Source organism: Acidovorax sp. (genome assembly GCF_016783915.1).
In the GTDB taxonomy this organism is placed as follows: domain Bacteria; phylum Pseudomonadota; class Gammaproteobacteria; order Burkholderiales; family Burkholderiaceae_C; genus Acidovorax.
Window position 1 is genome coordinate 1 of sequence record NZ_JADHVT010000056.1, and the last position, 25,128, is coordinate 25,128.

The 25,128-nt window shown below is 64.5% G+C and carries 23 protein-coding genes and 1 pseudogene; 18 read left to right on the plus strand and 6 right to left on the minus strand.

The features are described from left to right. The coding region (locus ISS20_RS12305) for a hydantoinase B/oxoprolinase family protein (protein WP_291436946.1) at positions 1-243 on the plus strand (243 nt) is incomplete at its 5' end. Positions 244-376: 133 nt separating this feature from the next. Further along, positions 377-2,050, plus strand: a complete 1,674-nt coding sequence (locus ISS20_RS12310; RefSeq protein ID WP_291436948.1) for a methyl-accepting chemotaxis protein — start codon at positions 377-379, stop codon at positions 2,048-2,050. Positions 2,051-2,143: 93 nt separating this feature from the next. Here ISS20_RS12310 and ISS20_RS12315 read toward each other — a convergent pair whose 3' ends face one another. Further along, positions 2,144-3,844 (minus strand): electron transfer flavoprotein-ubiquinone oxidoreductase, encoded by a 1,701-nt coding sequence (locus ISS20_RS12315; protein ID WP_099730083.1) that lies wholly within the window; start codon positions 3,842-3,844, stop codon positions 2,144-2,146. A gap of 139 nt (positions 3,845-3,983) precedes the next feature. Between ISS20_RS12315 and ISS20_RS12320 the strand changes: the two genes are divergently transcribed. The 3 genes from ISS20_RS12320 (at position 3,984) to ISS20_RS12330 (ending at position 8,696) form a co-directional block, all read left to right on the plus strand. After that, a complete protein-coding gene (locus ISS20_RS12320; RefSeq protein WP_291436951.1) occupies positions 3,984-4,766 on the plus strand; it encodes an SDR family oxidoreductase in 783 nt (260 codons plus the stop codon). A 20-nt stretch (positions 4,767-4,786) separates the two neighbouring features. Continuing rightward, positions 4,787-5,212, plus strand: coding sequence for a thioesterase family protein (locus ISS20_RS12325; protein ID WP_291436952.1), 426 nt, complete (start codon positions 4,787-4,789; stop codon positions 5,210-5,212). Positions 5,213-5,534: 322 nt separating this feature from the next. Next, a complete protein-coding gene (locus tag ISS20_RS12330; RefSeq protein ID WP_291436955.1) occupies positions 5,535-8,696 on the plus strand; it encodes an EAL domain-containing protein in 3,162 nt (1,053 codons plus the stop codon). Positions 8,697-8,723: 27 nt separating this feature from the next. Here the strand turns inward: ISS20_RS12330 and ISS20_RS12335 are convergent, their stop codons facing one another. Genes ISS20_RS12335 through ISS20_RS12345 form a run of 3 tightly spaced genes read right to left on the minus strand, consistent with a single transcriptional unit; the run spans position 8,724 to position 10,961 of the window. Further along, positions 8,724-9,479: a hypothetical protein gene (locus tag ISS20_RS12335; RefSeq protein WP_291436956.1), complete on the minus strand. Its 756-nt coding sequence runs from the start codon at positions 9,477-9,479 to the stop codon at positions 8,724-8,726. A gap of 8 nt (positions 9,480-9,487) precedes the next feature. Further along, a complete protein-coding gene (locus ISS20_RS12340; protein WP_291436958.1) occupies positions 9,488-10,069 on the minus strand; it encodes a peroxidase-related enzyme in 582 nt (193 codons plus the stop codon). Between the two features lie 46 nt (positions 10,070-10,115). Further along, complete coding sequence (locus ISS20_RS12345) at positions 10,116-10,961, minus strand: IclR family transcriptional regulator (protein ID WP_291436961.1); 846 nt, start codon at positions 10,959-10,961, stop codon at positions 10,116-10,118. 134 nt (positions 10,962-11,095) lie between these two features. On the opposite strand from ISS20_RS12345, the pseudogene ISS20_RS12350 reads away from it, so the two are divergent. The 11 genes and pseudogenes from ISS20_RS12350 to ISS20_RS12400 all read left to right on the plus strand — a co-directional run bounded on the left by ISS20_RS12350 (position 11,096) and on the right by ISS20_RS12400 (position 22,682). After that, positions 11,096-12,104, plus strand: a pseudogene (locus tag ISS20_RS12350) (tripartite tricarboxylate transporter substrate binding protein). 41 nt (positions 12,105-12,145) lie between these two features. Next, on the plus strand, positions 12,146-13,066 hold the full coding sequence (locus ISS20_RS12355) for an amidohydrolase family protein (RefSeq protein WP_291436963.1): 921 nt from the start codon (positions 12,146-12,148) through the stop codon (positions 13,064-13,066). Positions 13,067-13,168: 102 nt separating this feature from the next. Continuing rightward, the gene (locus tag ISS20_RS12360) at positions 13,169-14,098 is read left to right on the plus strand and encodes a tripartite tricarboxylate transporter substrate binding protein (RefSeq protein ID WP_291436986.1); all 930 of its coding nucleotides are present in this window, start codon (positions 13,169-13,171) and stop codon (positions 14,096-14,098) included. A 74-nt stretch (positions 14,099-14,172) separates the two neighbouring features. After that, on the plus strand, positions 14,173-14,859 hold the full coding sequence (locus ISS20_RS12365) for an RraA family protein (RefSeq protein WP_291436965.1): 687 nt from the start codon (positions 14,173-14,175) through the stop codon (positions 14,857-14,859). After that, positions 14,856-15,794, plus strand: coding sequence for an NAD(P)-dependent oxidoreductase (locus tag ISS20_RS12370; RefSeq protein ID WP_291436967.1), 939 nt, complete (start codon positions 14,856-14,858; stop codon positions 15,792-15,794). The genes ISS20_RS12365 and ISS20_RS12370 overlap by 4 nt, the downstream gene beginning before the upstream one ends. Positions 15,795-15,858: 64 nt before the next feature. Further along, entirely contained in the window at positions 15,859-16,857 is a 999-nt protein-coding gene (locus ISS20_RS12375) for a tripartite tricarboxylate transporter substrate binding protein (protein WP_291436969.1), read from the plus strand. Between the two features lie 40 nt (positions 16,858-16,897). Continuing rightward, positions 16,898-17,854: a tripartite tricarboxylate transporter substrate binding protein gene (locus tag ISS20_RS12380; RefSeq protein WP_291436972.1), complete on the plus strand. Its 957-nt coding sequence runs from the start codon at positions 16,898-16,900 to the stop codon at positions 17,852-17,854. 3 nt (positions 17,855-17,857) lie between these two features. Next, positions 17,858-18,766 (plus strand): amidohydrolase family protein, encoded by a 909-nt coding sequence (locus ISS20_RS12385; protein WP_291436974.1) that lies wholly within the window; start codon positions 17,858-17,860, stop codon positions 18,764-18,766. Between the two features lie 21 nt (positions 18,767-18,787). Beyond that, positions 18,788-19,705: an SMP-30/gluconolactonase/LRE family protein gene (locus ISS20_RS12390; RefSeq protein WP_291436976.1), complete on the plus strand. Its 918-nt coding sequence runs from the start codon at positions 18,788-18,790 to the stop codon at positions 19,703-19,705. A 175-nt stretch (positions 19,706-19,880) separates the two neighbouring features. Continuing rightward, entirely contained in the window at positions 19,881-22,061 is a 2,181-nt protein-coding gene (katG, locus tag ISS20_RS12395; RefSeq protein WP_291436977.1) for a catalase/peroxidase HPI, read from the plus strand. Positions 22,062-22,286: 225 nt separating this feature from the next. Beyond that, positions 22,287-22,682 (plus strand): carboxymuconolactone decarboxylase family protein, encoded by a 396-nt coding sequence (locus ISS20_RS12400; RefSeq protein ID WP_291436979.1) that lies wholly within the window; start codon positions 22,287-22,289, stop codon positions 22,680-22,682. 16 nt (positions 22,683-22,698) lie between these two features. On the opposite strand, the gene ISS20_RS12405 is transcribed toward ISS20_RS12400, so the two are convergent. Beyond that, positions 22,699-23,244 carry a PAS and helix-turn-helix domain-containing protein gene (locus ISS20_RS12405; RefSeq protein WP_291436981.1) on the minus strand — a complete coding sequence of 182 codons (546 nt, stop codon included), beginning with the start codon at positions 23,242-23,244 and terminating at the stop codon, positions 22,699-22,701. Positions 23,245-23,319: 75 nt separating this feature from the next. On the opposite strand from ISS20_RS12405, the gene ISS20_RS12410 reads away from it, so the two are divergent. Together ISS20_RS12410 and ISS20_RS12415 are read left to right on the plus strand one after the other, a co-directional pair. Then, positions 23,320-24,027 (plus strand): CoA transferase subunit A, encoded by a 708-nt coding sequence (locus tag ISS20_RS12410; RefSeq protein WP_056067750.1) that lies wholly within the window; start codon positions 23,320-23,322, stop codon positions 24,025-24,027. Between the two features lie 43 nt (positions 24,028-24,070). Continuing rightward, positions 24,071-24,712 (plus strand): CoA transferase subunit B, encoded by a 642-nt coding sequence (locus tag ISS20_RS12415; RefSeq protein WP_108625636.1) that lies wholly within the window; start codon positions 24,071-24,073, stop codon positions 24,710-24,712. Between the two features lie 122 nt (positions 24,713-24,834). On the opposite strand, the gene ISS20_RS12420 is transcribed toward ISS20_RS12415, so the two are convergent. Beyond that, positions 24,835-25,110, minus strand: a complete 276-nt coding sequence (locus ISS20_RS12420) for a DUF4148 domain-containing protein (RefSeq protein ID WP_291436988.1) — start codon at positions 25,108-25,110, stop codon at positions 24,835-24,837. Positions 25,111-25,128: the final 18 nt, after the last annotated feature.

The following is a 25,128-nucleotide window of genomic DNA, read 5'->3' on the forward strand; positions in this document are numbered from 1 at the left end:
GGCGTGCGGCGCGTGCGCTTCCTGGAGGCGATGACGGCCAGCATCTTGTCCAACGGGCGACTGAACCCCGCCTTTGGCATGGCGGGCGGCCAGCCGGGCAGGCCTGGTGCCAACCGGGTGCTGCGTGCCAATGGCCAGGTGGAGGAGCTGGGCCACATTGGCGCGGCGCTGATGGAGCCCGGCGATGTGTTCGAGATCGCAACCCCCGGCGGTGGCGGCTTTGGCGAATGTGTCGCGTCCTGACGTGACGGCCCGCTGACCCCGGTGGGGCAGGTGTTGTGTGCTCTGAGCCTTTGGGGGCGCACGGTGCACGGCGCTGGTCACCTCCCCGACTTCGACCCCCGCACGGTGCGGGAAATGAAACAGGAGAACGCTCATGAACTATTTGCCCGCCACATCCGGGGCGCCTGGTGGCGCCGCCTTCTCCGCCGCACCGGCCGACGCGGAGTTCAGCCGTGCCGTGCCAGACGCTGCCGCTCAGAGCCCTGCACCTGCGCGGCACCGCCGGACTCTGAGCGTGGGACAAAAACTGGCGGCCAGCTTTGGTATTCTGGGCTTTGCGGTGGCGCTGCTGGGGGCCACCACCTGGCTCACAGGGCAGGACACGAGCCGTCAGGCCACGTTGCTGACCACGGAGCAACTGCCCATCGAACGCACCGTGCGCGACTGGAAAACCCAGTCGGTCTATATCGGCCAGATTGCATTGCGGGCCACGTTGTCGTCCGATGTGTTCCCCCTGGTGGCCGAAATGCGCAATCAGATCGCCGCCGAAGACGCCATGCGCAAGCGCATTGATGAAGCGCTGACCAAGGCGGCTTCCAGCGAGAGCGCGAGGCCGCTGTGGGCACAGGCCCAGGCCGAACGCCAGAAATATGCCGCGCTGCGGGACGCACTGGTGCAAAACGCCCTGGAAGCCAAGATCATCAGCCAGAAAGAGCTGCAGGAGCACGCCGCCGCGTTGACCCAATACCTGCGGTCCATCGACCAGTTGCTTGCAGCGTCCGAACAGTCCTCCCTGAAGGCGGGCGACAGCATGATTGCCGACGCGTCCCGTGCGCAATGGGTCAGCGCCGTGGCCGTGCTGGTGGTGGTGGCGCTGTCGGCGCTGTTTGGCTGGCTGCTGCGGCGCTCCATCGTGCTGCCGCTGCGCCAGGCCTCCGAGGCGGCCGCAGTGGTGGCGCGGGGCGACCTCACAGTGCGTATGCAAACCCAGCGTACCGACGAGATCGGCCAGTTGCTCACGGCGCTGGACAAGATGGTCGAGTCGCTGCACTACGTGGTGACCGAGGTGCGCGACTCGGGCGAATCCATCCATGTCGCCAGCTCCGAAGTGGCGGCGGGCAACACGGACTTGAGCGTGCGCACAGAACATGCGGCCAGCAACCTGCAGCAGACCGCGGCCAGCATTGCCCAGCTGGCGCAGATGGTGGCGGCCAATGCCGACAGCACGCGTCAGGCCAATGCCCTGGCGCTCAATGCCACCGAGGTGGCCAGCAAGGGGGGCGAAGTGGTCCACCAGGTGGTCAAGACCATGGAGGAGATCAATGCCAGCAGCAAGAAGATCGCCGACATCGTGGGCATCATCGATGGCATTGCGTTCCAGACCAACATCCTCGCGCTCAATGCGGCTGTGGAGGCAGCGCGTGCGGGTGAGCAGGGGCGCGGCTTTGCCGTGGTGGCCAGCGAGGTGCGGGGCCTGGCCGGGCGCAGCGCCAATGCGGCGCGCGAGATCAAGGCGCTGATCTCCACCAGCGTGGACAAGGTGAGTGACGGCGCCCGGCTGGTGGTGACCGCAGGTTCCACGATGGGCGACATCGTGCAAAGCGTGGAGCGTGTGACCACGCTGATGTCCGAGATCAACGAGGCCAGCAGCGAGCAGAGCACGCAGATCGGCCAGGTGAGCCAGGCGGTGGACCAACTCGACCACATGACACAGCAGAACGCCGCGTTGGTGGAGCAGGGCGCCGCAGCGGCACAGAGCCTCAAGGACCAGGCTAACCGGCTGGCGGGTGCGATGGGACAGTTTCAACTCACGCGCGCCGCCGCGTGACGGACGTTTCGCCGTAGATCGGGCTGATCTCCATAAAAGAGGGCCTGCAGTGCAGGCCCTTCAAGCGCAAGGCGCTATGAATTTTGAAGAAGCTTACATGCCCGCGTAGTTCGGGCCACCGCCGCCTTCCGGCGTGACCCACACAATGTTCTGCGTGGGGTCCTTGATGTCGCAGGTCTTGCAGTGCACGCAGTTCTGCGCATTGATCTGCAGGCGCTGGGCATCACCGCCCTTGGTCGTGTCGGGCACAAACTCGTACACGCCCGCCGGGCAATAGCGCGCCTCGGGGCCGGCGTATTTGGCCAGGTTGATGTTGACCGGCACGCTCGGGTCCTTGAGCGTGAGGTGGGCGGGCTGGTTCTCTTCGTGGTTGGTGTTGCTGATGAACACGCTGGAGAGGCGGTCGAAGGTCAGCTTGCCATCGGGCTTGGGGTAGACGATGGGCTTGCACTCGGCGGCGGGCTTCAGGTACGCGTGGTCGGGCTTGTCGCGGTGCAGCGTCCAGGGGATGTGGCCGCGCAGCACGAACTGCTCGAAACCGTTCATCAGCGTGGCCGTCGTCAGGCCGTACTTGAACCAGTTCTTGAAGTTGCGGTCCTTGTTCAGCTCGGTGTGCAGCCAGCTCTTTTCGAAGGCTTCGGGGTAAGCTGTCAGCTCGTCGTGCTGGCGGCCTGCCACCACGGCGTCGTAGGCGGCTTCGGCGGCCAGCATGCCGGTCTTGATGGCGGCGTGGCTGCCCTTGATGCGACCGACGTTCAGGTAGCCCGCATTGCAGCCCACCAGTGCGCCACCCGGGAACACGGTCTTGGGCAGGGCATTGATGCCGCTGGCGTTGATGGCGCGCGCGCCATACGACAGGCGCTTGGCCGTGATCTCGCCCTTTTCGTTCTCGAAGTAGTAGCGGACGTTGGGGTGCGTCTTCCAGCGCTGGAACTCCTCGAACGGGCTCAGGTAGGGGTTGGCATAACCCAGCCCCGTGACGAAGCCCAGGGCCACCTTGTTGCCCTCCAGGTGGTACAGGAAGGCGCCGCCGTAGGTGTCGTTCTCCATGGGCCAGCCGGCGGTGTGCATCACAAAGCCGGGCTGGTGCTTCTTGGGGTCGATCTCCCACAGTTCCTTCACGCCAATGCCGAAGCTCTGCGGGTCGCGGTCCTTGTCGAGGTGGAACTTGGCAATCAGCTGCTTGCCCAGGTGGCCGCGTGCGCCTTCGGCAAAAACGGTGTACTTGCCCAGCAGTTCCATGCCGAGTTGGAAGTTCTCGGTGGGCTCGCCATCCTTGCCAACGCCCATGTTGCCGGTGGCCACGCCCTTGACGGAGCCGTTGTCGTTGTAGAGCACTTCAGCCGCAGTGAAGCCGGGGAAGATCTCCACGCCCAGGGCTTCGGCCTGTTCGCCCAGCCATTTGGTCAGGTTGCCCAGGCTGATGATGTAGTTGCCGTGGTTGTGGGCAAACGGCGGCAGGAACATGTTGGGCACGCGAAAGCCCGACTTTTCGCTGAGGAAGATATAGGCGTCGTCGGTGACGGGCTGGTTCAGGGGCGCGCCGCGCTTTTTCCAGTCGGGGATCAGCTCGGTGAGGGCCTTGGGGTCCATGATGGCACCCGACAGGATGTGCGCACCGGGTTCAGAGCCTTTTTCGAGCACCACCACCGAGACGTCCTGGCCTTTTTCGGCCGCCAGTTGCTTCAGGCGGATCGCAGTGGCAAGGCCGCCAGGGCCGCCGCCAACGACCACCACGTCGTATTCCATGGATTCGCGGGGGCCGTATTGGGCGAGGATTTCTTCGTTGGTCATGGGCTTCTCGTCGGGCGTTTGATAATGGATTATTTTCTACAGAGCGCCGACCGCGCCCTGTCTGTCTGGCGACTGATTGTATTCACGGAATATAGACAATCGAACGACCGTTCTATTTTGATCAGTAGGGAGACTCTAAATGGCATACAGCATTGACTTGTCCGGCCGCGTGGCCTTCATCACTGGCGCCTCCAGCGGCCTGGGCGCGCAGTTTGCCCGCACGCTGGCCCGAGCGGGCGCAGGCGTCGTGCTGGCCAGCCGCCGGGTGGAAAAACTCAAGGAGCTGCGCGCGCGCATCGAAGGCGAGGGCGGTGACGCCCATGTGATCGAGCTGGACGTGACCGACCACGACTCCATCAAGTCCGCCGTGGCCCATGCCGAGACCGAAATGGGCTCCATCGACATTCTGGTGAACAACTCGGGCGTGAGCACCACGCAGCGCATCCAGGACGTGACGCCCGAGGACTACGACTTCATCTTCGACACCAACGTGAAGGGCGCCTTCTTTGTGGCGCAAGAGGTGGGCAAGCGCATGCTGGCCCGCTCGCGCGGCGCGGCGCCGGGCAGCTTCACGGGCGGGCGCATCATCAACATTGCCTCGATGGCGGGCCTCAAGGTGTTGCCGCAGATCGGCGCCTATTGCATGAGCAAGGCCGCCGTGGTGCAGATGACCCGGGCGATGGCCCTGGAGTGGGGCCGGTACGGCATCAATGTGAATGCCATCTGCCCCGGCTACATCGACACGGAAATCAACCACCACCATTGGCAGACGGAGCAGGGCAAGAAGCTCATGGACATGCTCCCGCGCAAGCGTGTGGGCCAGCCGCAGGACCTGGACGCGCTGCTGGTGATGCTGGCCAGCGACCAGAGCCATTTTGTGAATGGCGCGGTGATCGCTGCCGACGACGGGTTTGGGGTCTGATCCACGGGACGCTGGCGGATATGAAGATAGAAATTCCCGAGGTCAAGAAGCTGGTTTTCGAGATGCGATTCCCGGTGCGCTGGGGCGACATGGATGCGATGGGCCATGTCAACAACACCGTGTATTTCCGCTATCTGGAAACTGCCCGCATCGAGTGGATGGTGTCCGTGGGCTGCAACCCCGACCCGCGCGGGCAGGGGCCGGTCATCGTCAATGCGTTCTGCAACTTCTACAAGCAGCTCGAATACCCGGCCGACGTACTGCTCAAGCTCTACGTGAGTGACCCGGGCCGCACCACGTTCGAGACCTGGGGCACGATGGAGCGCGTGGACCAGCCAGGCGTGATTTGCGCAGCGGGCGGAGCTACGACGATCTGGGTGGACTTTCCGCAGCAGAAGGCGGCGCCGCTGCCCGACTGGATGCGGGCGCTGGTCACTGCCAGCTGACCCTCCGCCCTGGCTCCTGAGCCCTCTGGCGGGGCTGGCGGAATATTATTTGGAGAATTTGGCTGGTAGCGCTAGTGATATATGCTTGGGTTGCTATCAAAAGTATAGTATTTGCGCCCGAGGCAGCCAGCAGATCCAGCCCCTGGGTACCGAGGCGCGGCGTACCGCGTTCATACCGCCGCCCCTACGCAGCGCCTTCTCCTTCACTCCCTCGTTCTTTTTGTTACCTGTTAGGATGGCCCGGGCGATGAGAGAAGAAAGCGAATAAAGCCGGGGAGGGGATTTCTAACACTGCACCGACGTGCCGTTTTGTGCTTTCTGAATGAATTCAACCATCCAAGCAAGCGCAGCAGCCAATAGCATCAACAAGGTGACCAATCTGGTCATCGCGTCGGTTCTCTTCATGTTTGGTCTGTACGCCTTTGACGAATGGGGGCAGGTCAAGGGCCGTGAAGAGGAGCACATGCAGTCCAACCTGGTGCTGCTCACGCGGACGCTGGATACTTTCTTTCTCTCCAAACGCGCGGGCATGCTCAGCCTGGCGGAGACCATTGCGATCTCGCCTGGTGGCATCGACAACCTGGCCCAGGTGCAGCAGTTGTTGGTGGACTACCGCAAACACCGCCCCGAAGTCAGCCAGACCTACGTGAGCGACATGAACGGCCAATTGCTGGCCTCGTCGCACACGCCCAGCCTGCAGGGCCTCACCAGTCTGGCCGGTCAACCCAGCTTTCAGGACTTTGCGCGCGACGCACGGGACCTGCGCGACATCTACCTGGGGCGGCCACAGCGCGATGCGCTGAACAAGGACTGGGTTTTCACCCTGCGCTATGTTCTGCGGGACCCGCAAGGCCAGGCGCGGGCGGTGTTGACCGATGTGTTTCTCATCGATTTTCTGGAGTCGCTCTGGAAAGACGCGCCGCTGGTGCAGCAGCTCACGGTGGGCGTGCTGCGTGACGATGGCTACCTGATGACCCGTTACCCGGTGCCCACCGCAGTCACCAAGGACGAGGTCTATGGCACGCGCCGTGACGGCGCGCTGAGCCAACACCTCACGCAGCACCAGTTCCCGGTACAAGGGCGTGTGGAAGGGCCCAATGCGCTGCTCAACGGCCAGAACTTCATCAACCTGTTCCATCGGCTCGACAAGCTCCCGGTAACGGTGTTTGTGGGCCAGTCCGAGCGCCGGTTCTGGCAGGTATGGGCCCGCAGCATCGACACTCCACTGGCGCTGACTGCCCTGTTGCTGGCGTTCATCAAGTTCGTGTCGTTGCGCCTGGCACGCCGCGAGCGCGAAAGCGAGCAGCAAAGGCTGGTGGTGGAACAAGTGCTACGCGACAGCGAAACCGAGCAGCGGTCGCTCATCGACAACCTGATGACGGGTCTGGTCATCCACGATGCGACGGGTGCTGTGGTGCGCTGCAACGCTGAGGCCAGCAATCTCCTGGGCCTGAGCTTTGATCAGATGACCGGCAAACAGCTGATTGACCCGGCCTGGTCCTTCCTGAATGAGGAAGGCGAGACCATGCCGGTGTCTGACTACCCCGCCTCGCGCGTGGTTGCCACCCGCGAGCCGGTCAAAGGCATTGTGGTGGGCATCGTCCGCTCCAAAGACGCGGATATCTGCTGGGTGCTGTGCCGAGCAGACCCCTGGTTCAAACCGGACGGCGGGATCGATAAAATTGTGGTGACTTTTGTTGATATCACCATGCGGCGCAAGCTGACATCTCAGCTGCAGGATCGCGAACTCAAGTTCAAAGCGCTGTTTGACAACAGCATGGACGCCGTGTTGCTGACCTCGCCCGATGGCACGGTGCTGACGGTGAACCAGGCAGCCTGCAGACTGTTTGGGCTGAGCGAGGCGCAGATCATTGCGCGTGGCCGCACGGGGCTGGCCGACCCTGCCGACCCTCGGTTGCAGGAGCTGTTGACCCGGCGCCAGCAGGCCGGGCAGGCGGTTGGGCTGCTGACCATGGTACGGGGCGATGGCAGCCACTTCACCGCCGAGATCAGCTCCAGCATCTATGGGGACAGCGAGGGCCGCCAATACAGCAGCATGATCGTTCGCGACATGACCGAGCGCCTGCGCAGCCAGGCCGAGCTGGAGGCTGCCAATGCGCAGATGCGCCGTATCAACGAGCAGCTGGCCGAGGTGGCGCACTTTGACATACTCACCCACCTGCCCAATCGCGTGCTGCTGGCCGACCGGCTGCAGCAGGCCATGGCGCACTGTGTGCGCCGTAGCAAGTCGCTGGCGGTGGCCTTTCTGGATCTGGACGGCTTCAAGGACGTCAACGACCGGCATGGACATGCAGCGGGCGACGAGTTTCTGGTGGCGATTGCCAAGCGTCTGCGGTCAGCGCTCCGCGATGGCGACACGCTGGCGCGTATTGGTGGCGACGAGTTTGTGGCCGTCATGACTGACCTGACGGCCGAGCACGACTGCGAGCCCTTGTTGTTGCGGCTGTTGCAGGTGGCGGCTGAGCCGGTGATGGTGAACGGGCAGTCCCTGCAGGTGTCTGCCAGCATCGGCGTCACCATGTACCCACAGGATGGTTCCAGTTCGGAACAGCTTATCCGCCATGCCGACCAGGCCATGTACCTGGCCAAGCAGGCGGGCAAGAATCGGTTCCATCTGTTCGATGTGGCCAGCGATGCGGCCATCCGGATCAAGCGCGAAAGCCTGGAGCAGATTGCCACCGCCATTGCGCGGCGGGAACTGGTGCTGTACTACCAGCCTCAGGTCAACATGCAGACTGGCGAGGTGGTGGGCATGGAGGCGCTGGTCCGCTGGTTGCATCCGCAGCGGGGCCTGCTGGCGCCGGGGCAGTTCTTGCCGGTCATTGAAGACCACGACATGGCGATTGCAATTGGCGAGCGGGTGCTGGACATGGCCCTGTCGCAGATGGCGCAGTGGCTGGCGGCGGGGCTGCACATGCCCGTCAGCGTCAATGTGTTCTCCAAGCAGTTGCAGCAGGAGGACTTTGTGCACAAGCTGCGCCAGGCGCTGGCCGCGCATCCCTCGGTGCCTTCGTCGGCGCTGGAGCTGGAGATTGTGGAGACCAGCGCGTTGCAGGACATGGCCCAGGTGTCTGGCCTGATGCACGCATGCGCCGAGCTGGGCGTGCGTTTTGCGCTGGACGATTTTGGGACCGGTTATTCGTCGCTGACCTACCTGAAAAAACTGCCTGCAGAGCTGCTCAAGATCGACCAAAGCTTTGTGCGCGACATGCTCGAAGACCGCGACGACCTGGCCATTGTGCAGGGTGTGGTCGGCCTGTCCAAGGCTTTCAACCGCAAGGTGATTGCCGAAGGTGTGGAGACCGTGGCACACGGCCGCAAGCTGCTGGCCATGGGCTGTGTGCTGGGCCAGGGCTATGGCATCGCGCGGCCCATGCCTGCGCAGCAGGTACCGGACTGGCTGGACCAGTGGCGGGCGCAGCAGCCCTGGGTGCGCGAGACTGACGCAGACTTGCCGGCCTGAGGCCCGTAGGCCTATCCGTCGCACCGCCTAGGGCGGGTGCTGGTCAGCGGAGTCGCGGTGGCATGGCCTTTGTCGTGAGGGCAGTACAACGCATTGCGCCAGAGGCATGCCCTGCGCCTCTGAGGCTCCCAGCAGCAAAAGGCGCTGCAGCTCTGGCAAGTAGCGGATGGCTGTCTGCGGAGCGCTATAGCCGTTGGTGTTGTTCAGGCGTTCTTGCATGCGCAGCACAAGACGGCTGGGCAGGTGTTCGATGCTGAGGGTGCGCACGCCCGTATAGAACGTGGTGTCGATGGTGCCTTCGGTGCCGAAAAAGCCGCCGCCCACCCGCGCGGCGCGGCGGCGGCCCTCGAAAGCCGTGGTGATGCGTAGTTCTCCATCGCGGCTGGTGCAGCTCCCTTCAAAGGCCGCAGCGCACTCCATGGGCAGGGGGTTCTGTTGCACCACCACGGCCTGCACAGCGGGAGTGCGCAGCAGTGTGGTGGGCACGGGCTCCAGGCGCGCGCAATCAGCGGTGGGTACCACCTGCCAGGCACTAGCACCCGGAGTGTCCGGAATAGGCAGGCGCGACCCAACAACGCCGGTGCCGATGTAGTAAGTGGGCGCCGCCCCGGTGCTGGACTCTTCTCGGAAGAGCGAGGCGGATCGCAACGGGGACAGCGCGCCAGCGGGCACAGCCACAGATAACGGGTAACTGGGCAGCATGCCCTCCGGTGGCCCAAACCCTGCGGCCTGCACTGCAGGGGATGCAAGCACCCACAGCCAGATCGTTCGTGCGGCGCGCATGGTTTTGATCAGGCCGCAGGCTTGGCCTTGGGCACACGCCCCATCAGATAGAACTCTGGGTTGGGCTGCATGCCTGCAAAGCTGGCCATGCGGTTGGACAGCCCGAAGAAAGCAGTAATGGCTGCGATGTCCCAGATGTCTTCGTCATCGAAGCCATGGGGGTGCAGGGCCTCGAAATCCGTGTCGTCGATCTCGTGGGCGTTCTGGCACACCTTCATGGCGAAGTCGAGCATGGCCCGCTCTCTCGGGCTGATGTCCGCCTTGCGGTAGTTCGTCGCCACCTGGTCGGCGATGAGCGGCTTCTTCTCGTAGATGCGCAGGATCGCGCCATGCGCCACCACGCAATACAGGCACTGGTTGGCCGCGCTGGTGGTGGTGACGATCATCTCGCGCTCGCCCTTGGTCAGGCTGCCTTCTTCCTTGAGCATGAGCGCATCGTGGTACGCAAAGAATGCACGCCATTCCGCCGGGCGGCGGGCAAACGCAAGGAACACGTTGGGAATGAACCCTGCCTTCTCCTGCACTTCAAGAATCCGCGCGCGGATGTCCTCGGGCAGGGTGTTCAGGTCGGGGAAGGGGTAGCGACTCACGGTGGTCTCCTCGGTTTTTGTGCGTGGTGGATAATGGATGCAAGTATCAGGGATGCCATTGCGTCGCCCGCACGGGGGCATGGGCAGGCGCAGCCGAACTCCCTGCCAGCGCGTAGGACAACTGTGTCGCTGCAGCGATCACGGTGTGCGCCAGCGCTTCGAGCTTTTCTGCGGGCAAACGCGAGGCCGGGCCTGAGATGCACACTGAGCCCATGAGCCGCCAGTGCATGCCAAACACCGGCGCCGACACGGTGGCCACGCCCTGTTCCCGTTCACCAATGGACCAGTGGTAGCCCTTCTTGCGGATCTCTTCATAGGCCTTGCCTGGCTCGCCCGAAAACGCCAGGATCACGCGGCCCGGCGAGCCCTTGTCCAGCGGCAGTCCTTCGCCCATGCGGGCGTGGTGGCGCAGCGCCTGCGGGCCTTCCACGCGCACGAGGCAGGTGCGTACATTGCCTTCACGCACGTAAAACGCAGCGCTTTCGCCGGTGGCAAGGGTCAGCTCACGCAGCGCGGGCTCCAGCACGTTCTGCACGTCAAAGCCTGCCTGGTAGCGCGCACCCAGCCAGCCTGCGGCCGGGCCCAGGCGCCAGTCGCCGTCCTCGCGCTGCACCATGAACCCGGACTGCGCCAACGTGCGGGCCAGTCGCAGCACTGTGGTCTTGTGAAGGCTGCAGCGGCGGCTCAGCTCTGCCAGAGACAGGCTGGATTCGCCCAGTGAAAAGGCCTCCAGCACCTGCAGTGCACGTGTCACAGCGATCACGCCGCCGTTGTCCTTGGCCGTAGCGTTGACTTGCGCATCTGCGCTCTCATCGGCCACCGGGGTGGTGACGACCGGTGTGGTGGCCTTGTGCGGGGCAGGGCGCACAGGCGAGGAGGGTGGGTTGCTCATGGCGCAATTCGTTTCATTGTGTGCAACTGCATTGTATGGGCTGAAACGCGTGCGTACATTGGCACTCCACGGCGCCAGGCCCGAACAGGCCCTTGCAGACCGGCGAGACAAACCACCATAACGGAGACAAATCCATGACCGCTTTTTCATCGCTTTCACGTTCTTTGAGTGCGCGCCTGTGCGCCGCTTTCCTGGGCCTTGCGGCCGTAGCCGTGCCCCACGGCGCTGCGCAGGCGCAGACGGCTTACCCCGCCAAGGCCATCCGCCTGATTGTTCCGTTCCCGCCCGGTGGCGGTACCGACATGATTGCCCGCGCCGTGGCGCAGAAGATGGCCGACCAGAACAAGTGGAGCGTGATCGTGGACAACCGCCCCGGCGCCGGTGGCAACCTGGGGGTGGACGCTGTGGCCAAGGCCGACCCTGACGGCTACACGCTGGTGATGGGGCAGACCAGCAACCTCGCCATCAACCCCACGCTGTACAAGAAGCTGCCCTACGACCCGCTCAAGGACCTGGCGCCGGTGGCGCTGGTGTCGTCCTCGCCGATCGTGATGGCGGTGCCGGTCAACTCGCGCTTCAAGACCTTTGCCGATGTGGTGGCTGCCTCCAAGGGCAAGCCTGATGCCCTGACGCTGGGCTATTCGGGCAACGGCACCGTGGCCCATCTGGCCGGGGAACTGGCAGAGAACGCTGCTGGCATCCAGTTGCGCCACATCCCTTACAAGGGCGCGGCCCAGGCCATGACGGACCTGATGGGCGGGCAGATTGATCTGTACATGTCGTCCGTGCCCACGCTGCTGGGCCATGTGCGCAATGGCAAGCTCAAGGTCATTGCCATCACCTCGGCCCAGCGCTCGGCGCAGCTGCCGGATGTGCCCACGCTGGCGGAGTCCGGGTTCAAGGGCTTTGAGGCCGTGACCTGGTTCGGAGTGCTGGCCCCCAGCCGGTACGCCCGCAGCCATCGTGGCGCAGCTGAACAAGGCCATCAACCAGGCCCTCAAGCAACCGGACGTGGCGGACAAGCTGCGCTCTGAAGGCGGTGACATCCTTGGGGGCACGTCCGAGCAATTTGCGGCACTGCTGCGCACCGAAGTGCCCCGCTGGTCCAAGATCGTGAAGGACTCTGGCGCCAGCCTGGACTGATCGAGCCGCCCCGTTCATCCCTCCGCTGACTGCCCTTCGCCATGACCCGCGATCGCCTTGTCACGCCTGTACCGTTCTCGCAGGGAACGACGGCACCCCGCACCGCGCTGCCTGCAGGGGCGTGCGACTGCCATGTGCATGTGTATGACCAGCGCTTTCCCGCTGCGCCCGGTGCCAAGTTGTTGCCGCCCAATGCGTCGGCAAGTGACTACCGCGCGCTGCAGCAGCGCCTGGGTACCGAGCGCACGGTGCTGGTCACGCCATCCACCTACGGTGCAGACAACCGCTGCATGCTGCAGGGCCTGGCCGCGTTGGGTACGCAGGCCCGGGGCGTGGCCGTGATCGATGGCAGCGAGAGCGATGTCCAATTGCAAGCCCTGCACGACGCGGGCGTGCGCGGCGTGCGGCTGAACCTGTCGCTGGGCGTCACCGGCTCGGTGGCCTCCATCCTGCCGCTGGCCCGGCGCATTGCCCCCTGGGGCTGGCACCTGCAGCTGCTGATGGCGCCCGATGTGCTGGCCTGCCTGGGCGATGTGCTGCGCAGCGTACCCGTGCCGCTGGTTTTCGACCACCTGGGCCGCATCGCACCCGAGCAAGCCGGGACACACCCGGCCCACGCACTGCTGCTGCAGCTGATGGGCGAGGGCCGGGCCTGGGTCAAGCTCTCGGGCGGCTACATCGTCAGCGCCACCCACGCGGTGGACGACCCGGCGCTCGATGCACTGGCCGTCAGCTACCTGCGTGCCGCACCAGAGCGCGTGCTGTGGGGCAGCGACTGGCCCCACGCCACCGCCAGCGCTGGCCTGCACCCCGTGCCGGACGACGCATTGCAAATCGACACCCTGGCGCGCTGGTGCGATCAGGCCGGTGCGGATGCACTGCGCCGCGTGCTGGTTGCCAACCCTGCCGCGCTCTACGGCTTCCCGCCGGTCTCGACTTTTTCATTCCCCAACCCTGTCTGAGGGCCTTGCACCATGACCTCTTTGGTATCTCCCCTTTCAACGCACGGCGCCCAGCGCCGCCACCTGCTGACCACCCTGGCCTTTGCGGGCGCAGGTGTGGGGATGGGGCTACCCGCCTGGGCGCAAGGCGACTGGCCTGCGGGCAAGCTCATCACCTGGGTGGTGCCGTACCCCGCCGGTGGCAGCACCGATGTGCTGGGCCGCAACATCGCCCTCAAGCTGGGCACGGCCCTGTCCACCAACGTCATCGTGGACAACAAAGCCGGGGCCACCGGCACCATTGGCGCGGCCTATGTGGCCAAGGCCGCGCCGGACGGGCTCACGCTGCTGGGCACGTCCATCGGCCCGCAGGCGATTGCCCCGCACCTGATGGCCAAGCTGCCCTACGACCACATCACGGCGTTTGAGCCCGTGATCACCGTGGGCACCATCCCGCACATCCTGGTGGTGGGCGCCAACCAGCCGTTCAAGACGGTGGCCGACCTGCTGGCAGCCGCCAAGGCCCAGCCGGGCAAGCTGGCGTTTGCCTCGGGCGGCAACGGCACCATCTTGCAAATGCAGGGCGAGCTGCTGCAGCAGCAAACTGGCGCGCGCTTCATCCATGTGCCCTACAAGGGCGACACCCCTGCACTGCAAGACACGCTGGCCGAGCAGGTGCAGTTCATGTTTGCCCCCGCAGCCGCAGCACTGCCCCATGTTCAGTCTGGCAAGTTGCGCGCCCTGGCCGTCACATCGGCCCAACGCCTCAAGGCCCTGCCGGCCGTGCCCACCATGAGCGAGACGGGGCTCAAGGACTTTGTGGTGGAGCAGTGGCAGGCCGTGTTTGCCCCCGCCAAGACACCCACCGCCATCGTGCAGCGCCTGAACCGCGAGATTGCCGCTGCGCTGAAAGACCCCGCCCTCGTGGCCCTGGCCGACAAGCTGGGCGTGACGCTGGTGGGTGGCACGCCCCAGCAACTGGGCGACCTGCAAAAGGCCGACTCGGCCAAGTGGGCCAAGGTGATCAGACACGGAAACATCAAGGCCGACTGATACCCGCGATCCACCACCTATCAAAAAACAAACCGCTGCTTCCTCGTTTTCATTACCTCAATCGGACCCTTCCCATGAGCCAACTCCCTGAAATCATCCGCACCATCGACCGCGTGAGCGCCGACGTCGTGGCCCAAGCTGCCACCTACCAAGCCGCCATCCTGGCCGACGTGGCGGGCCGCCGCGGCACCATGCATGGCCGCGTGGCGCCTGTGCACCAGAACATGAAGGTGGCTGGCCCCGCCTTCACCGTGGAAGTGCGCCCCGGCGACAACCTCATGATCCACGCCGCCATCGCCCTGGCCCAGCCGGGCGATGTGCTGGTGATTGACGGCAAGGGCGACCAGACGGCGGCGCTGATGGGCACGCTGATGCTCAGCGCCTGCAAGAAGCGCGGCCTGGCGGGTGTGATCGTGGACGCCGCCATCCGCGACAAGCTGGAAATTCTGGAGCTGGACTTCCCCGTGTTCAGCGCGGGCTTCAACCCCGCAGGGCCCACCAAGTACGTGCCCGGCCGCATCAACCACCCCATCAGCGCCGGTGGCGCGGTGGTGAACCCGGGTGACCTGGTGGTGGGCGACGCCGATGGCGTGGTCGTCATCGAGCGCGAAAAAGCCCCCGCCATGCTGGCCCTGGCCGGCAAGAAGGTGGCCGACGAAGCCGCCCGCATCGAAGCCATCGCCCGTGGTGACACCGCATCGAAATGGCTGCCTGCCGCCCTGCGCGCTGCGGGTGTTTTGAAGGAAGGGGAATCGCTGTGAACCCAACCATCATCGTGACGGGCGCCGACCTGGCGCAACAAGCCCGGGATTTGCTCATAGGCTACGAGATCGTCTACGCAGGCAAGACACCGACGGAAGAGGACATGGTGGCCCTGTGCGGTGCGCACAACCCCGTGGCCATCATCGTGCGCTACGGCAAGGTGGGCGCTTCGGTGATGGACGCGGCCCCCGCGCTCAAGGTCATCTCCAAGCACGGCTGCGGCACCGACACCATCGACAAGGTGGCCGCACAAGCCCGCGGCATTGAGGTGGTGGCCGCCGTGGGCGCCAACGCCGCCGCCGTGGCCGAGCAGGCCCTGGCCTTGCTGCTGGCCTGCGCCAAATCGGTGGTGCAGCTCGACGCGCGCATGCACGCTGGCCACTGGGACAAGGCCACGCACAAGAGCCTGGAGCTGGGCGGCCGCACCGTGGGCCTGGTGGGCCTGGGTGCCATCGGCCTGCGTTTTGCCAAGATGGCCGACGCCCTGGGCATGCGCGTGATCGGCTTTGACCCGTTTGCCAAGAGCCTGCCTGCCTATGTGCAGGCGGTGGATCTGGAAACCATCTGGCGTGAGTCGGATGCTGTGTCTTTGCACTGCCCGCTGACCGACGACAACCGAGGCATGCTCAACGCCGCCACGCTGGCGCAATGCAAGCGCGGCGTGATCGTGGTGAACACCGCACGCGGGGGCCTGATCGACGAGGCCGCGCTGCTGGCCGCCGTGCGCTCGGGCCAGGTGATGGCGGCGGGGCTCGACAGCTTTGCGGTGGAGCCCATGACAGCAGGCCACCCCTTCCAGGGCGAGAAGAACTTCGTCCTCAGCCCCCACATCGGTGGCGTAACGAGTGATGCCTACGTGAACATGGGCGTAGGCGCCGCCCGCAATCTACTGGCCGTGCTGGCCCGCACACCGGACGCAGTGGCCGCGGTCTGAGCGCCGCGCCTGCCCTAAGAACATGGCCGGGCACTGCGCCCGGCCGCACAGGAGACAACAGACCATGGCACGCAATTTCAAGAAAAATAGGCCTCTTGCGCTAGTCAATCATGCGCTGGCAGCTATATTTTTAGTAGCATTCTGTTCTGCGCATGCGCAGACGGCCTATCCCACCAAGCCCGTGAAACTGGTAGTGGGCTTTGCGGCGGGCGGCCCCACCGACGTGGTGGCGCGCGCATTTGCCGACCACGCCAGCCGCGCGCTGGGCCAGCCGTTCATCATCGACAACAAGCCCGGTGCGGGCACCATCATTGCCGCCCAGGCTGTGGCCAGCGCTCCGGCTGATGGCTACACGCTGCTGTTTGGTGCCACCAACCACACCATGATTCCGGCGCTGTACCAGGCCCGCGTCAAGTTTGATGCGGTGAAGTCCTTCCGCCCCCTGTGCACGGTGGCCAGCAGCCCCACGGTGCTGGTGGTGGCCCCTAGCCTGCCGGTGAAGACCCTGGCCGACTATCAGGCCAAGGCCCGCGCCGAGCCTGGCCGCGTGACGGCGGGCACGGCCGGGGTGGGCAGCTCAGGCCATTTCGCCACCGAGATCTTTGCCCGCGCCCAGGGCCTGCAGCTCAACCACGTGCCCTATAAGGGTGCGGCACCGGTGGTGACGGACCTGATGGGCGGCCAGCTCGACAGCTCGTTTGCCACGCTGGGTTCGGTGCTGCCGCAGATCCAAAGCGGCAAGCTGCGCGCGCTGGCCGTGGGCGAGCCCCAGCGCTCGGCCCTGGTGCCCGAGGTGCCCACGTTTGCCGAGGCGGGTGGTGGCAACTACGCTGCCGACGTGTGGTACGGCGTGCTGGCCCCTGTGGGCTTGCCCGAGCCCATCGCCCAGGCGCTGGAGCGCACGGCCGCCGACTTTGCCAAGAGCGCATCGGCCATCGACAAGCTGCGCGGCCTGGGGATGGATGCCGAATCGGTGTGTGGCAATACCTTTGCGACCCGTGTGGCCCGTGAAGTGACCACCTATAGCCAGATTGCCAAGGCGCTCGATCTCAAAGCAGATTGAGCCGCCCTGTTGTAGAACCTAGAACTGATTGGAGACACCCATGTTTCGCTTCCTCAAACCCCTGATCGCCGCCTGCGCCCTGGCCGCTGGCGTGGCTCACGCCGCCTTCCCCGAGCGGCCCATCACCATCGTCGTGCCCTACGCACCCGGGGGCGCGGCCGATGCCGTGGCCCGTGTGGTGGCCACCCGCCTGGGCGCCAAGCTCGTCGGCAGCGTGATCGTGGACAACAAGGCCGGTGCCAGCGGCACCATTGGCGCCAGCTTTGTGGCCAAGGCCCCGGCAGACGGCTACACCATGCTGTACGACGCCACGCCGTACTCCATCAACCCGCACCTTTTCCCCAAGATGCCATATGCCGCCAACGCGCTGCAGCCGCTGTCGCTGGTGCTGCTGGCGCCCAATGTGCTGATTGTCAAAAGCGACGCGCCCTACAAGAACGTGGGCGAGCTGATCGCCAAGGCCAAGGCGCAGCCGGGCAAGATCAACTTTGCCTCGGGCGGCAGCGGCACGGTGCAGCGCCTGGCGGCGGAGCTGATGGCCCAGAAGCTGGGCCTGGACATGGTGCACGTGCCCTACAAGAGCGGCGGCCCCGCCATCTCCGATGTGATCGCGGGCCAGGTGGACTTCATGTTCGGCACGGTGGCTGCCACCTACCCGCATGTGGCGGGCGGCAAGCTGCGTGCGCTGGCCGTGTCGGCGCCTGAGCGTTCCAAGCGCCTGCCCGATGTGCCCACGGTGGCCGAGGCGGCCATCCCCGGTTATGAGGCCTATGAGTGGAACGGCGTGTTCCTGCCAGCGGGCGTGCCTGCCGACGTGGCCACCAAACTGCAGCAGGCCCTGCAAGAGGTGTTGAAGGAAGACGAAGTGAAGCAGCGCCTGGCCGACCTGGGCGCCCAGCCCATCGGCTCCACGCCCGCAGACTTTGCCGCCTTCCTGAAGAAGGAAGACGCGAAGTGGGGCGAGGTCGTGAAGAAGGGCAATATCAAACTCGACTGACCCATGCCTTTGCCAGCGCTGACCACGCCCGTACCACACTCGGTGGGCCTGAACCGCCCGCAGCGCCAGCTGCCGTTCGGTGCGTGCGACAGCCACATGCACATCTTTGACCCGCGCTTTGCGCCGTCAGTCCACTGGCCGCGCACGCCGCCGGTGGCACCTGTGGCGGTGTACAGGCAGCTGCAGGCGCGCCTGAGCACCACGCGCGCAGTGGTGGTCACGCCATCCACCTATGGCACCGACAACGCCTGCACGCTGGATGCGCTGGACCAGTTGGGCGACGCTGCACGCGGCGTGGCCGTGGTGGGCGAGGACGTGAGTGCCCATGAACTGGCCCACCTGGCTGCGCGCCGTGTGCGCGGGCTGCGGGTCAATTTCGTCTCGCCCCAATCGTGGGGCACCACCACGCCCGCCATGCTGGCCACGCTGGCGCGCAAGGTGACTGAGCACCCGGCGTGCGCGGGCTGGCATATCCAGATCTTTGCGCAGCCGGAGCAGCTCATCGCCCTCGCGCACCAGTTGCATGCGCTGCCCGTGCCCCTGGTCATCGACCACCTGGGGCGCATCGATCCCGCCGAAGGCCCGGCTGCAGAGGCCTACGTCGTGGTGCGCGGCCTGCTCGATGGTGGCAACACCTGGGTCAAGCTCTCGGGCGCCTACATGCGCTCAGCCGTGCATGGCCCCAGCTACGCCGACACCCTGCCGCTGGGTCAGGCCCTGGTGCAGGCCGCGCCCGAGCGCCTGGTGTGGGGTAGCGACTGGCCGCACACCACCGAGACGCCCGGCACCGTGAACGACGCCGATCTGGTGGATCTGCTGCAGGCCTGGGCTGGCAGCGACGCGGTCATGGCCCGCATCCTGGTCGACAACCCGGCACGGCTGTATGGTTTCGATGCCGTTCCCGCCGCCTGAACGAATTGGAAAGACCCCGCCATGTTTTTGTTGCAAGCCCCTGAGGTCCGCGATCTCGACCTGTTCACCACCATGCCCGAGCACTTTCGCCGCCGCGAGCGCAGCGACTGGGCTGACGCCAACCGGGGCGGCACCATCACCGATTCGTTCCTGGAAGGCCCGGTGTTCGACGACGCAGGCAACCTCTACGTCAGCGACATCCCCTGGGGCCGGGTTTTTCGCATCAACCCCCAGGGCGAATGGGCGCTGGTGGCTGAGTACGACGGCGAGCCCAACGGCCTGAAGTTTTTGAAGCCCGGCACGCTGCTCATCACCGACTACAAGAACGGCCTGATGCAACTCGACGTGACCACGGGTGCCGTCACCCCGTACCTGCAGCGCCGCAACAGCGAGCGTTTCAAAGGCATGAACGACTTGATCTTTGACGCCGAAGGCAACCTCTACTTCACCGACCAGGGCCAGAGCGGCCTACACGACCCGAGTGGCCGCCTGTATCGCCTGCGGCCCAATGGTCAGCTCGACTTGCTGCTGCATAACGTGCCCAGCCCCAACGGCGTGGCCCTGTCGCCCGACGGCCGCGTGCTGTATCTGGCCGTGACGCGTGGCAACTGTGTGTGGCGCGTGCCTTTGCTGCCCGATGGCAGCGTGGCCAAGGTCAACCAGTTCTTCACCTCGTATGGCCCCAGCGGCCCCGACGGCCTAGCCGTGGATGCCGAGGGTCACCTGCTGGTGGCCAACCCGGGCCTGGGCTACGTGTGGGTGCTGAACCACCGGGCCGAGCCCGTGCAGGTGTTGCGCGGCGCACCGGGCAGCTCCACCACCAACCTGGCGTTTGGCGGGGCAGGGCGTACCACGGTGTATGTCACCGACTCGACCCATGGCCGCATCCTGCGGGCTGACATGGGGGCACCTGGACTGCGGCTGGCTCACTTGCGTTAAAGCGGCCTCCTGTTTGATGAATCCATGGGGCGCAGTGAAATCAATGGAGTGAAGGTGTTTTATTGAAATTGGCTATTAATGAGATTCAATCGATTCAATTTACCTGTCATGGTTTGCTTCCTACCATCTGTCCTGTCGATACGTTTTGCCGACGCGCTTTCACAGGAGATGACCCATGACGACAGAAGCCAAGTGCCCCTTTGACCACACCAAGGCCGTGCCCACGGGCCCCCGCAATGCCGATTGGTGGCCCAACCAGCTCAATCTCCGCCCTCTGAACCAGAACTCCCCGCTCACCGACCCGATGGGAGACGGCTTCAATTACGCCGAAGAATTCAAGAGCCTCGACCTTGCCGCCGTGAAGGCCGACCTGCGCGCGCTGATGACTGATTCGCAAGACTGGTGGCCCGCAGACTTTGGCCACTATGGACCGCTGTTTGTGCGTATGGCGTGGCACAGCGCGGGCACCTACCGGCTGGCCGACGGGCGCGGTGGTGCAGGGGCAGGGCAGCAGCGTTTTGCGCCACTTAATAGCTGGCCCGACAACGCCAACCTTGACAAGGCCCGCCGCCTGCTGTGGCCTGTCAAGCAGAAATATGGCCGCAAGATCTCGTGGGCCGACCTGATGATTCTGACCGGCAACGCCGCACTCGAATCCATGGGCTTCAAGACCTTCGGTTTTGCCGGTGGTCGCCCCGATGTGTGGGAGCCGGATGAGAACGTGTACTGGGGTGCCGAATCCACCTGGCTGGGGGGCGACAAGCGCTACAGCGGCGAACGCGACTTGGCCAACCCGCTGGCTGCTGTGCAGATGGGCCTGATCTATGTGAACCCTGAAGGCCCGAACGGCAACCCTGACCCCATCGCTGCCGCGCGCGATATCCGCGACACTTTTGCGCGCATGGCCATGGACGATGAAGAGACCGTGGCGCTGATCGCGGGTGGCCACACCTTTGGCAAAACCCACGGGGCGGGCGATGCTGCGCTGGTGGGCAAGGAGCCAGAGGGGGCGGGCATTGAAGACCAGGGCCTGGGCTGGAAGAGCGGCCATGGTTCTGGCAAAGGCGGTGACACCATCACCAGCGGCCTGGAGGTCACCTGGACCACCACGCCCACGAAGTGGAGCAACAACTATTTTGAAAACCTGTTCGGCTATGAGTGGGAGCTGACCAAGAGCCCGGCGGGTGCCCACCAGTGGACGGCCAAGGGTGCGGCGGCGACGATCCCGCACGCACACGACCCGTCGAAAAAGCTGGTGCCCACCATGCTCACTACCGACCTATCGCTGCGCTTTGACCCAGTCTACGAAAAGATTTCGCGCCGCTTTTTGGCCCACCCCGAGCAGTTTGCCGATGCGTTTGCGCGCGCCTGGTTCAAGCTCACGCACCGTGACATGGGTCCGCGTGCCCGCTATCTGGGGCCTGAGGTGCCTGCTGAAGTGCTGGTCTGGCAAGACCCGGTTCCGGCGGTCGACCATGCCCTGGTGAATGCTCAAGACATCACAGCACTCAAAGCCAAGGTGTTGGCATCGGGCTTGTCGATTTCTGAACTGGTATCGACGGCCTGGGCCTCTGCCTCCACGTTCCGGGGCGGTGACAAGCGTGGCGGCGCCAACGGCGCGCGCATCCGTCTGGCTCCACAGAAGGATTGGGAAGTGAACCAGCCTGCGCAACTGGCCAAGGTGCTGGGTCAGCTCGAAGCCATCCAGCGCGATTTCAATGCCGCGCAGACGGGCGGCAAGAAGATCTCGCTGGCGGACCTGATCGTGCTGGCCGGTGGCGCTGCCGTGGAGGCTGCGGCGAAGAAGGCTGGGCAGGATGTGACCGTGCCCTTTAGCCCTGGCCGCACCGATGCCTCGCAAGAGCAGACCGATGTGCCTTCGTTCGAGGTGATGGAGCCTGTGGCCGATGGTTTTCGCAACTACCTGCGCCCTGGGCTGGAGGGGGCTGTGGCCGAGTTGCTGGTGGACCGTGCCAACCAACTGACCCTGACTGCGCCAGAGATGACGGTGTTGATTGGCGGCCTGCGCGTGCTGGGTGCTAATGTGGGCCAGGCGGCTCATGGCGTCCTTACACAGCGAGTTGGTACGCTGAGCAATGATTTCTTCGTGAACCTGCTCGACATGCGCACCCAATGGCAGAAGTCGGCAGGTGCAGCGGGTGTGCTGGAAGGAGTGGACCGCAGCACGGGCATCAAAAAATGGACTGGCACCGTGGTCGACCTGGTGTTCGGCTCCAACTCGGTCTTGCGTGCGCTGGCCGAGGTCTATGCCAGCAGCGATGCACAGGCGGTGTTTGTGCAGGACTTTGTCAAGGCGTGGACCAAGGTGATGAACCTGGACCGGTTTGATTTGTGACAACCCCCTGAGTCGCTTCGCGCCTTCCCCCTTCTCTCGAATTGCTGCGCAATGAGGGAAGGGGGATACCACCAGCGCTGCGGGGCGGCCCTTGCGCGGCCGTCCTGGCTTGGGCTGTGCGATTGCTGCGGCAGTGTCTCCGTTGTAGTCGTAGAAAAAGGCAGAGGGGCGAAGGGCGTTGTGCTGCAGCTACCATCGCGGCGTCAAACCAACAGGAGAGCCCGCATGACACAGCAACCCCCGTCCACCAAGGACTTCGACAAAGGCCTGGCCACGCGCAAGCAGGTCATGGGCGAGGACTTCGTGGCCAATGCCTTTGGCAATGCCACCGAGTTCACCCAGCCGATTCAGGAGTTCATCACCCGCAATGCCTGGGGCGATGTGTGGCAGCGGCCGGGGCTGGACATGAAGACGCGCAGCCTCATCACCGTGGCTTTTCTGACGGCGCTGGGCAAACAGCATGAGCTCAAGGGCCATGTGCGTGGTGCGCTCAACAACGGTGCCACGTCGGCAGAAATCCAAGAGGTGTTGCTGCACGCCAGTATCTATTGCGGGCTGCCTGCAGCGGTGGATGCATTTCGTACTGCCGCTGAAGTGATCGACGGGCCTAAAAAAACCTGACGCGGTTTGATGCTTCTCAGCCGCCCGCCAGCAGCTTGTGCACCAGGTCAGCTGCGGTGGACGCGTTGTATTTGCGCATGAGACGTGCGCGGTAAATCTCTACCGTGCGGTGACTGATCTCCAGGGCCCGGCCGATCTCCTTGGAGGTCAAACCCTCCAGCAGGCGGGCGGCCACCTCGCGCTCGCGGCCCGTCAGCTCCGCCTTCACGGTGCGCTGCGAACTCAGGTCTTCAAAGCTCCAGATGCCGGACTCATGCGGGGCATTGCGGTTGAGTGCGCGGCCAGACACGTGGCACCAGAAGACCTCGCCGTTGGCACGCTTCATGATGCGGTTGTCCGCGTAGTGGCCCTTGGCGTTCAGGATGGGCTCCATGTGCGCGCCCAGGCGCTCGTACTCGTCGGCGCTCGGATAAAGTATCTGGAACGACTGGCCGATGAGCACTTCGCGCGAAGCGCCGAACATGTCGCAGACATGGCGGTTGCAATCGACCATGGTGCGGTTGCGCGACAGCACAAGCCCCACAGGGGCCATGTCGAAGGCAAGCCGGTAATCAACGTCCATAGTGCTAATCTTTACGGAAAACTACTTATTTAAGTACGTAGTATCGTAGCGCATCCCATTCATAAGGAGATCGTGGTGAACAAGTTATTCCCCTCCGCAGCCGAAGCCCTGAAGGGCGTGGTTGCAGATGGCCAACTCATGGCTGTAGGCGGTTTCGGGTTGTGTGGCATTCCTGAAGCCTTGATCGACGCGCTGCGCGATTCGGGCGTGAAGAACCTGACCGTGATCTCCAACAATGCGGGCGTGGACGGCTTTGGCCTGGGCAAGCTGCTCGAGACGCGCCAGATTAAGAAAATGATTTCGTCGTATGTGGGCGAGAACAAGGAGTTCGAGCGTCAGTACCTTGCCGGTGAGCTGGAGCTGGAGTTCACCCCCCAGGGCACGTTGGCCGAAAAGCTGCGCGCTGGCGGCGCTGGCATCCCGGCGTTCTTCACCAAGACCGGTGTGGGCACCATCGTGGCCGAGGGCAAGGAACTGCGCGAGTTCGATGGCGAGACCTATGTGATGGAGCGTTCGCTGGTGCCCGATGTGTCGCTGGTCAAGGCCTGGCGTGCCGACAAGTCGGGCAACCTGCAGTTCCGTCTCACGGCGCGCAACTTCAACCCCGCTGCGGCCACGGCCGGCAAGATCACCATCGTGGAGGTGGAAGAGGTGGTGGAAACCGGCGCCATTGCGCCCGACCAGATCCATCTGCCCGGCATCTATGTGCACCGCATCGTGCACAACGCCACGCCCGAAAAGCGCATTGAAAAGCGCACCATCACCGAAAAAGCGGGCGTTTGAGCCGCTGCCGCACAACCGTACAGAACAAGCTGGAGAAGTATCTATGTCGTGGAGTCAAGACCAAATGGCGGCCCGTGCCGCCCATGAACTCGAAGACGGCTTTTATGTGAACCTGGGCATTGGCATCCCTACGCTCGTGGCCAACTTTGTGCCTGCCGACAAAGAGGTGTGGCTGCAGTCCGAAAACGGCATGCTGGGCATCGGCCCGTTTCCCACCGAAGACGAAGTGGATGCCGACCTGATCAACGCCGGCAAGCAGACCGTGACCACCATCAAGGGCTCGTCCATCTTTGGCAGCGACCAGTCGTTTGCCATGATCCGTGGCGGCAAGATCAATCTGTCGATTTTGGGCGCCATGCAGGTCAGCGAAAAGGGCGACCTGGCCAACTGGATGATCCCCGGCAAGATGGTCAAGGGCATGGGCGGCGCGATGGACCTGGTGGCTGGTGTCAAGCGCGTGATCGTGCTCATGGAGCATGTGGCGCGCAAGAAGGATGGCACCGAAGACCTGAAGATCCTGCCCCAGTGCACGTTGCCTCTGACGGGCGTGGGCGTGGTGGACCGCATCATCACTGACCTGGCCGTCATGGACGTGACGCCCCAGGGCCTGAAAGTGGTGGAGCTGGCTCCCGGCGTGACTTTTGAGGCCCTGCAGGCCAAGACCGGTGTCACACTGATTCCATAAGCTGTTGAGCCACTCCTGCAGTGATGTCACAAAAAAGGCCGGGGCCCCTCACAGGGCCCCGGCCTTTTTGCATTGGCACTTTGCACAAAGCCCTCATGCGGTCCGCATGGGGCCTCTGGCAATTACATCGCGTTGCCGATTTCGCCAGAAGGGATCTGGCCGGTGCGCACAGCTTCAGCAGCCTGGGCACGCACGGCAGCACGGTCAGCCGTGGACTTGTAGGTCACCACACGCGAACCTGCTGGCTCGATGGAGCGAGTCTGGGCCACAGTAGCGGCTTCAGATTGCACTTCAGCGCGGGTGCGGTTGGTTTCGAACTTGGTGGCGAACTGCGAAGCATCGGCTTCATCAGCGTGGGCACCAAAAGCGGCAAAAGCGGCCACAGCAGCAACGGACAGAAAACGGACAGACTTGTT

Excerpts from the sequence above, each read along its gene's own strand:
- ISS20_RS12330 (WP_291436955.1), top strand. The coding sequence starts at position 5,535 with ATGAATTCAACCATCCAAGCAAGCGCAGCAGCCAATAGCATCAACAAG.
- katG (WP_291436977.1), top strand. The coding sequence starts at position 19,881 with ATGACGACAGAAGCCAAGTGCCCCTTTGACCACACCAAGGCCGTGCCC.
- ISS20_RS12325 (WP_291436952.1), top strand. The coding sequence starts at position 4,787 with ATGAAGATAGAAATTCCCGAGGTCAAGAAGCTGGTTTTCGAGATGCGA.
- ISS20_RS12390 (WP_291436976.1), top strand. The coding sequence starts at position 18,788 with ATGTTTTTGTTGCAAGCCCCTGAGGTCCGCGATCTCGACCTGTTCACC.
- ISS20_RS12355 (WP_291436963.1), top strand. The coding sequence starts at position 12,146 with ATGACCCGCGATCGCCTTGTCACGCCTGTACCGTTCTCGCAGGGAACG.
- ISS20_RS12310 (WP_291436948.1), top strand. The coding sequence starts at position 377 with ATGAACTATTTGCCCGCCACATCCGGGGCGCCTGGTGGCGCCGCCTTC.
- ISS20_RS12365 (WP_291436965.1), top strand. The coding sequence starts at position 14,173 with ATGAGCCAACTCCCTGAAATCATCCGCACCATCGACCGCGTGAGCGCC.
- ISS20_RS12380 (WP_291436972.1), top strand. The coding sequence starts at position 16,898 with ATGTTTCGCTTCCTCAAACCCCTGATCGCCGCCTGCGCCCTGGCCGCT.
- ISS20_RS12335 (WP_291436956.1), bottom strand. The coding sequence starts at position 9,479 with ATGCGCGCCGCACGAACGATCTGGCTGTGGGTGCTTGCATCCCCTGCA.
- ISS20_RS12405 (WP_291436981.1), bottom strand. The coding sequence starts at position 23,244 with ATGGACGTTGATTACCGGCTTGCCTTCGACATGGCCCCTGTGGGGCTT.
- ISS20_RS12345 (WP_291436961.1), bottom strand. The coding sequence starts at position 10,961 with ATGAGCAACCCACCCTCCTCGCCTGTGCGCCCTGCCCCGCACAAGGCC.
- ISS20_RS12315 (WP_099730083.1), bottom strand. The coding sequence starts at position 3,844 with ATGACCAACGAAGAAATCCTCGCCCAATACGGCCCCCGCGAATCCATG.
- ISS20_RS12375 (WP_291436969.1), top strand. The coding sequence starts at position 15,859 with ATGGCACGCAATTTCAAGAAAAATAGGCCTCTTGCGCTAGTCAATCAT.
- ISS20_RS12415 (WP_108625636.1), top strand. The coding sequence starts at position 24,071 with ATGTCGTGGAGTCAAGACCAAATGGCGGCCCGTGCCGCCCATGAACTC.
- ISS20_RS12360 (WP_291436986.1), top strand. The coding sequence starts at position 13,169 with ATGGGGCTACCCGCCTGGGCGCAAGGCGACTGGCCTGCGGGCAAGCTC.
- ISS20_RS12400 (WP_291436979.1), top strand. The coding sequence starts at position 22,287 with ATGACACAGCAACCCCCGTCCACCAAGGACTTCGACAAAGGCCTGGCC.
- ISS20_RS12385 (WP_291436974.1), top strand. The coding sequence starts at position 17,858 with ATGCCTTTGCCAGCGCTGACCACGCCCGTACCACACTCGGTGGGCCTG.
- ISS20_RS12320 (WP_291436951.1), top strand. The coding sequence starts at position 3,984 with ATGGCATACAGCATTGACTTGTCCGGCCGCGTGGCCTTCATCACTGGC.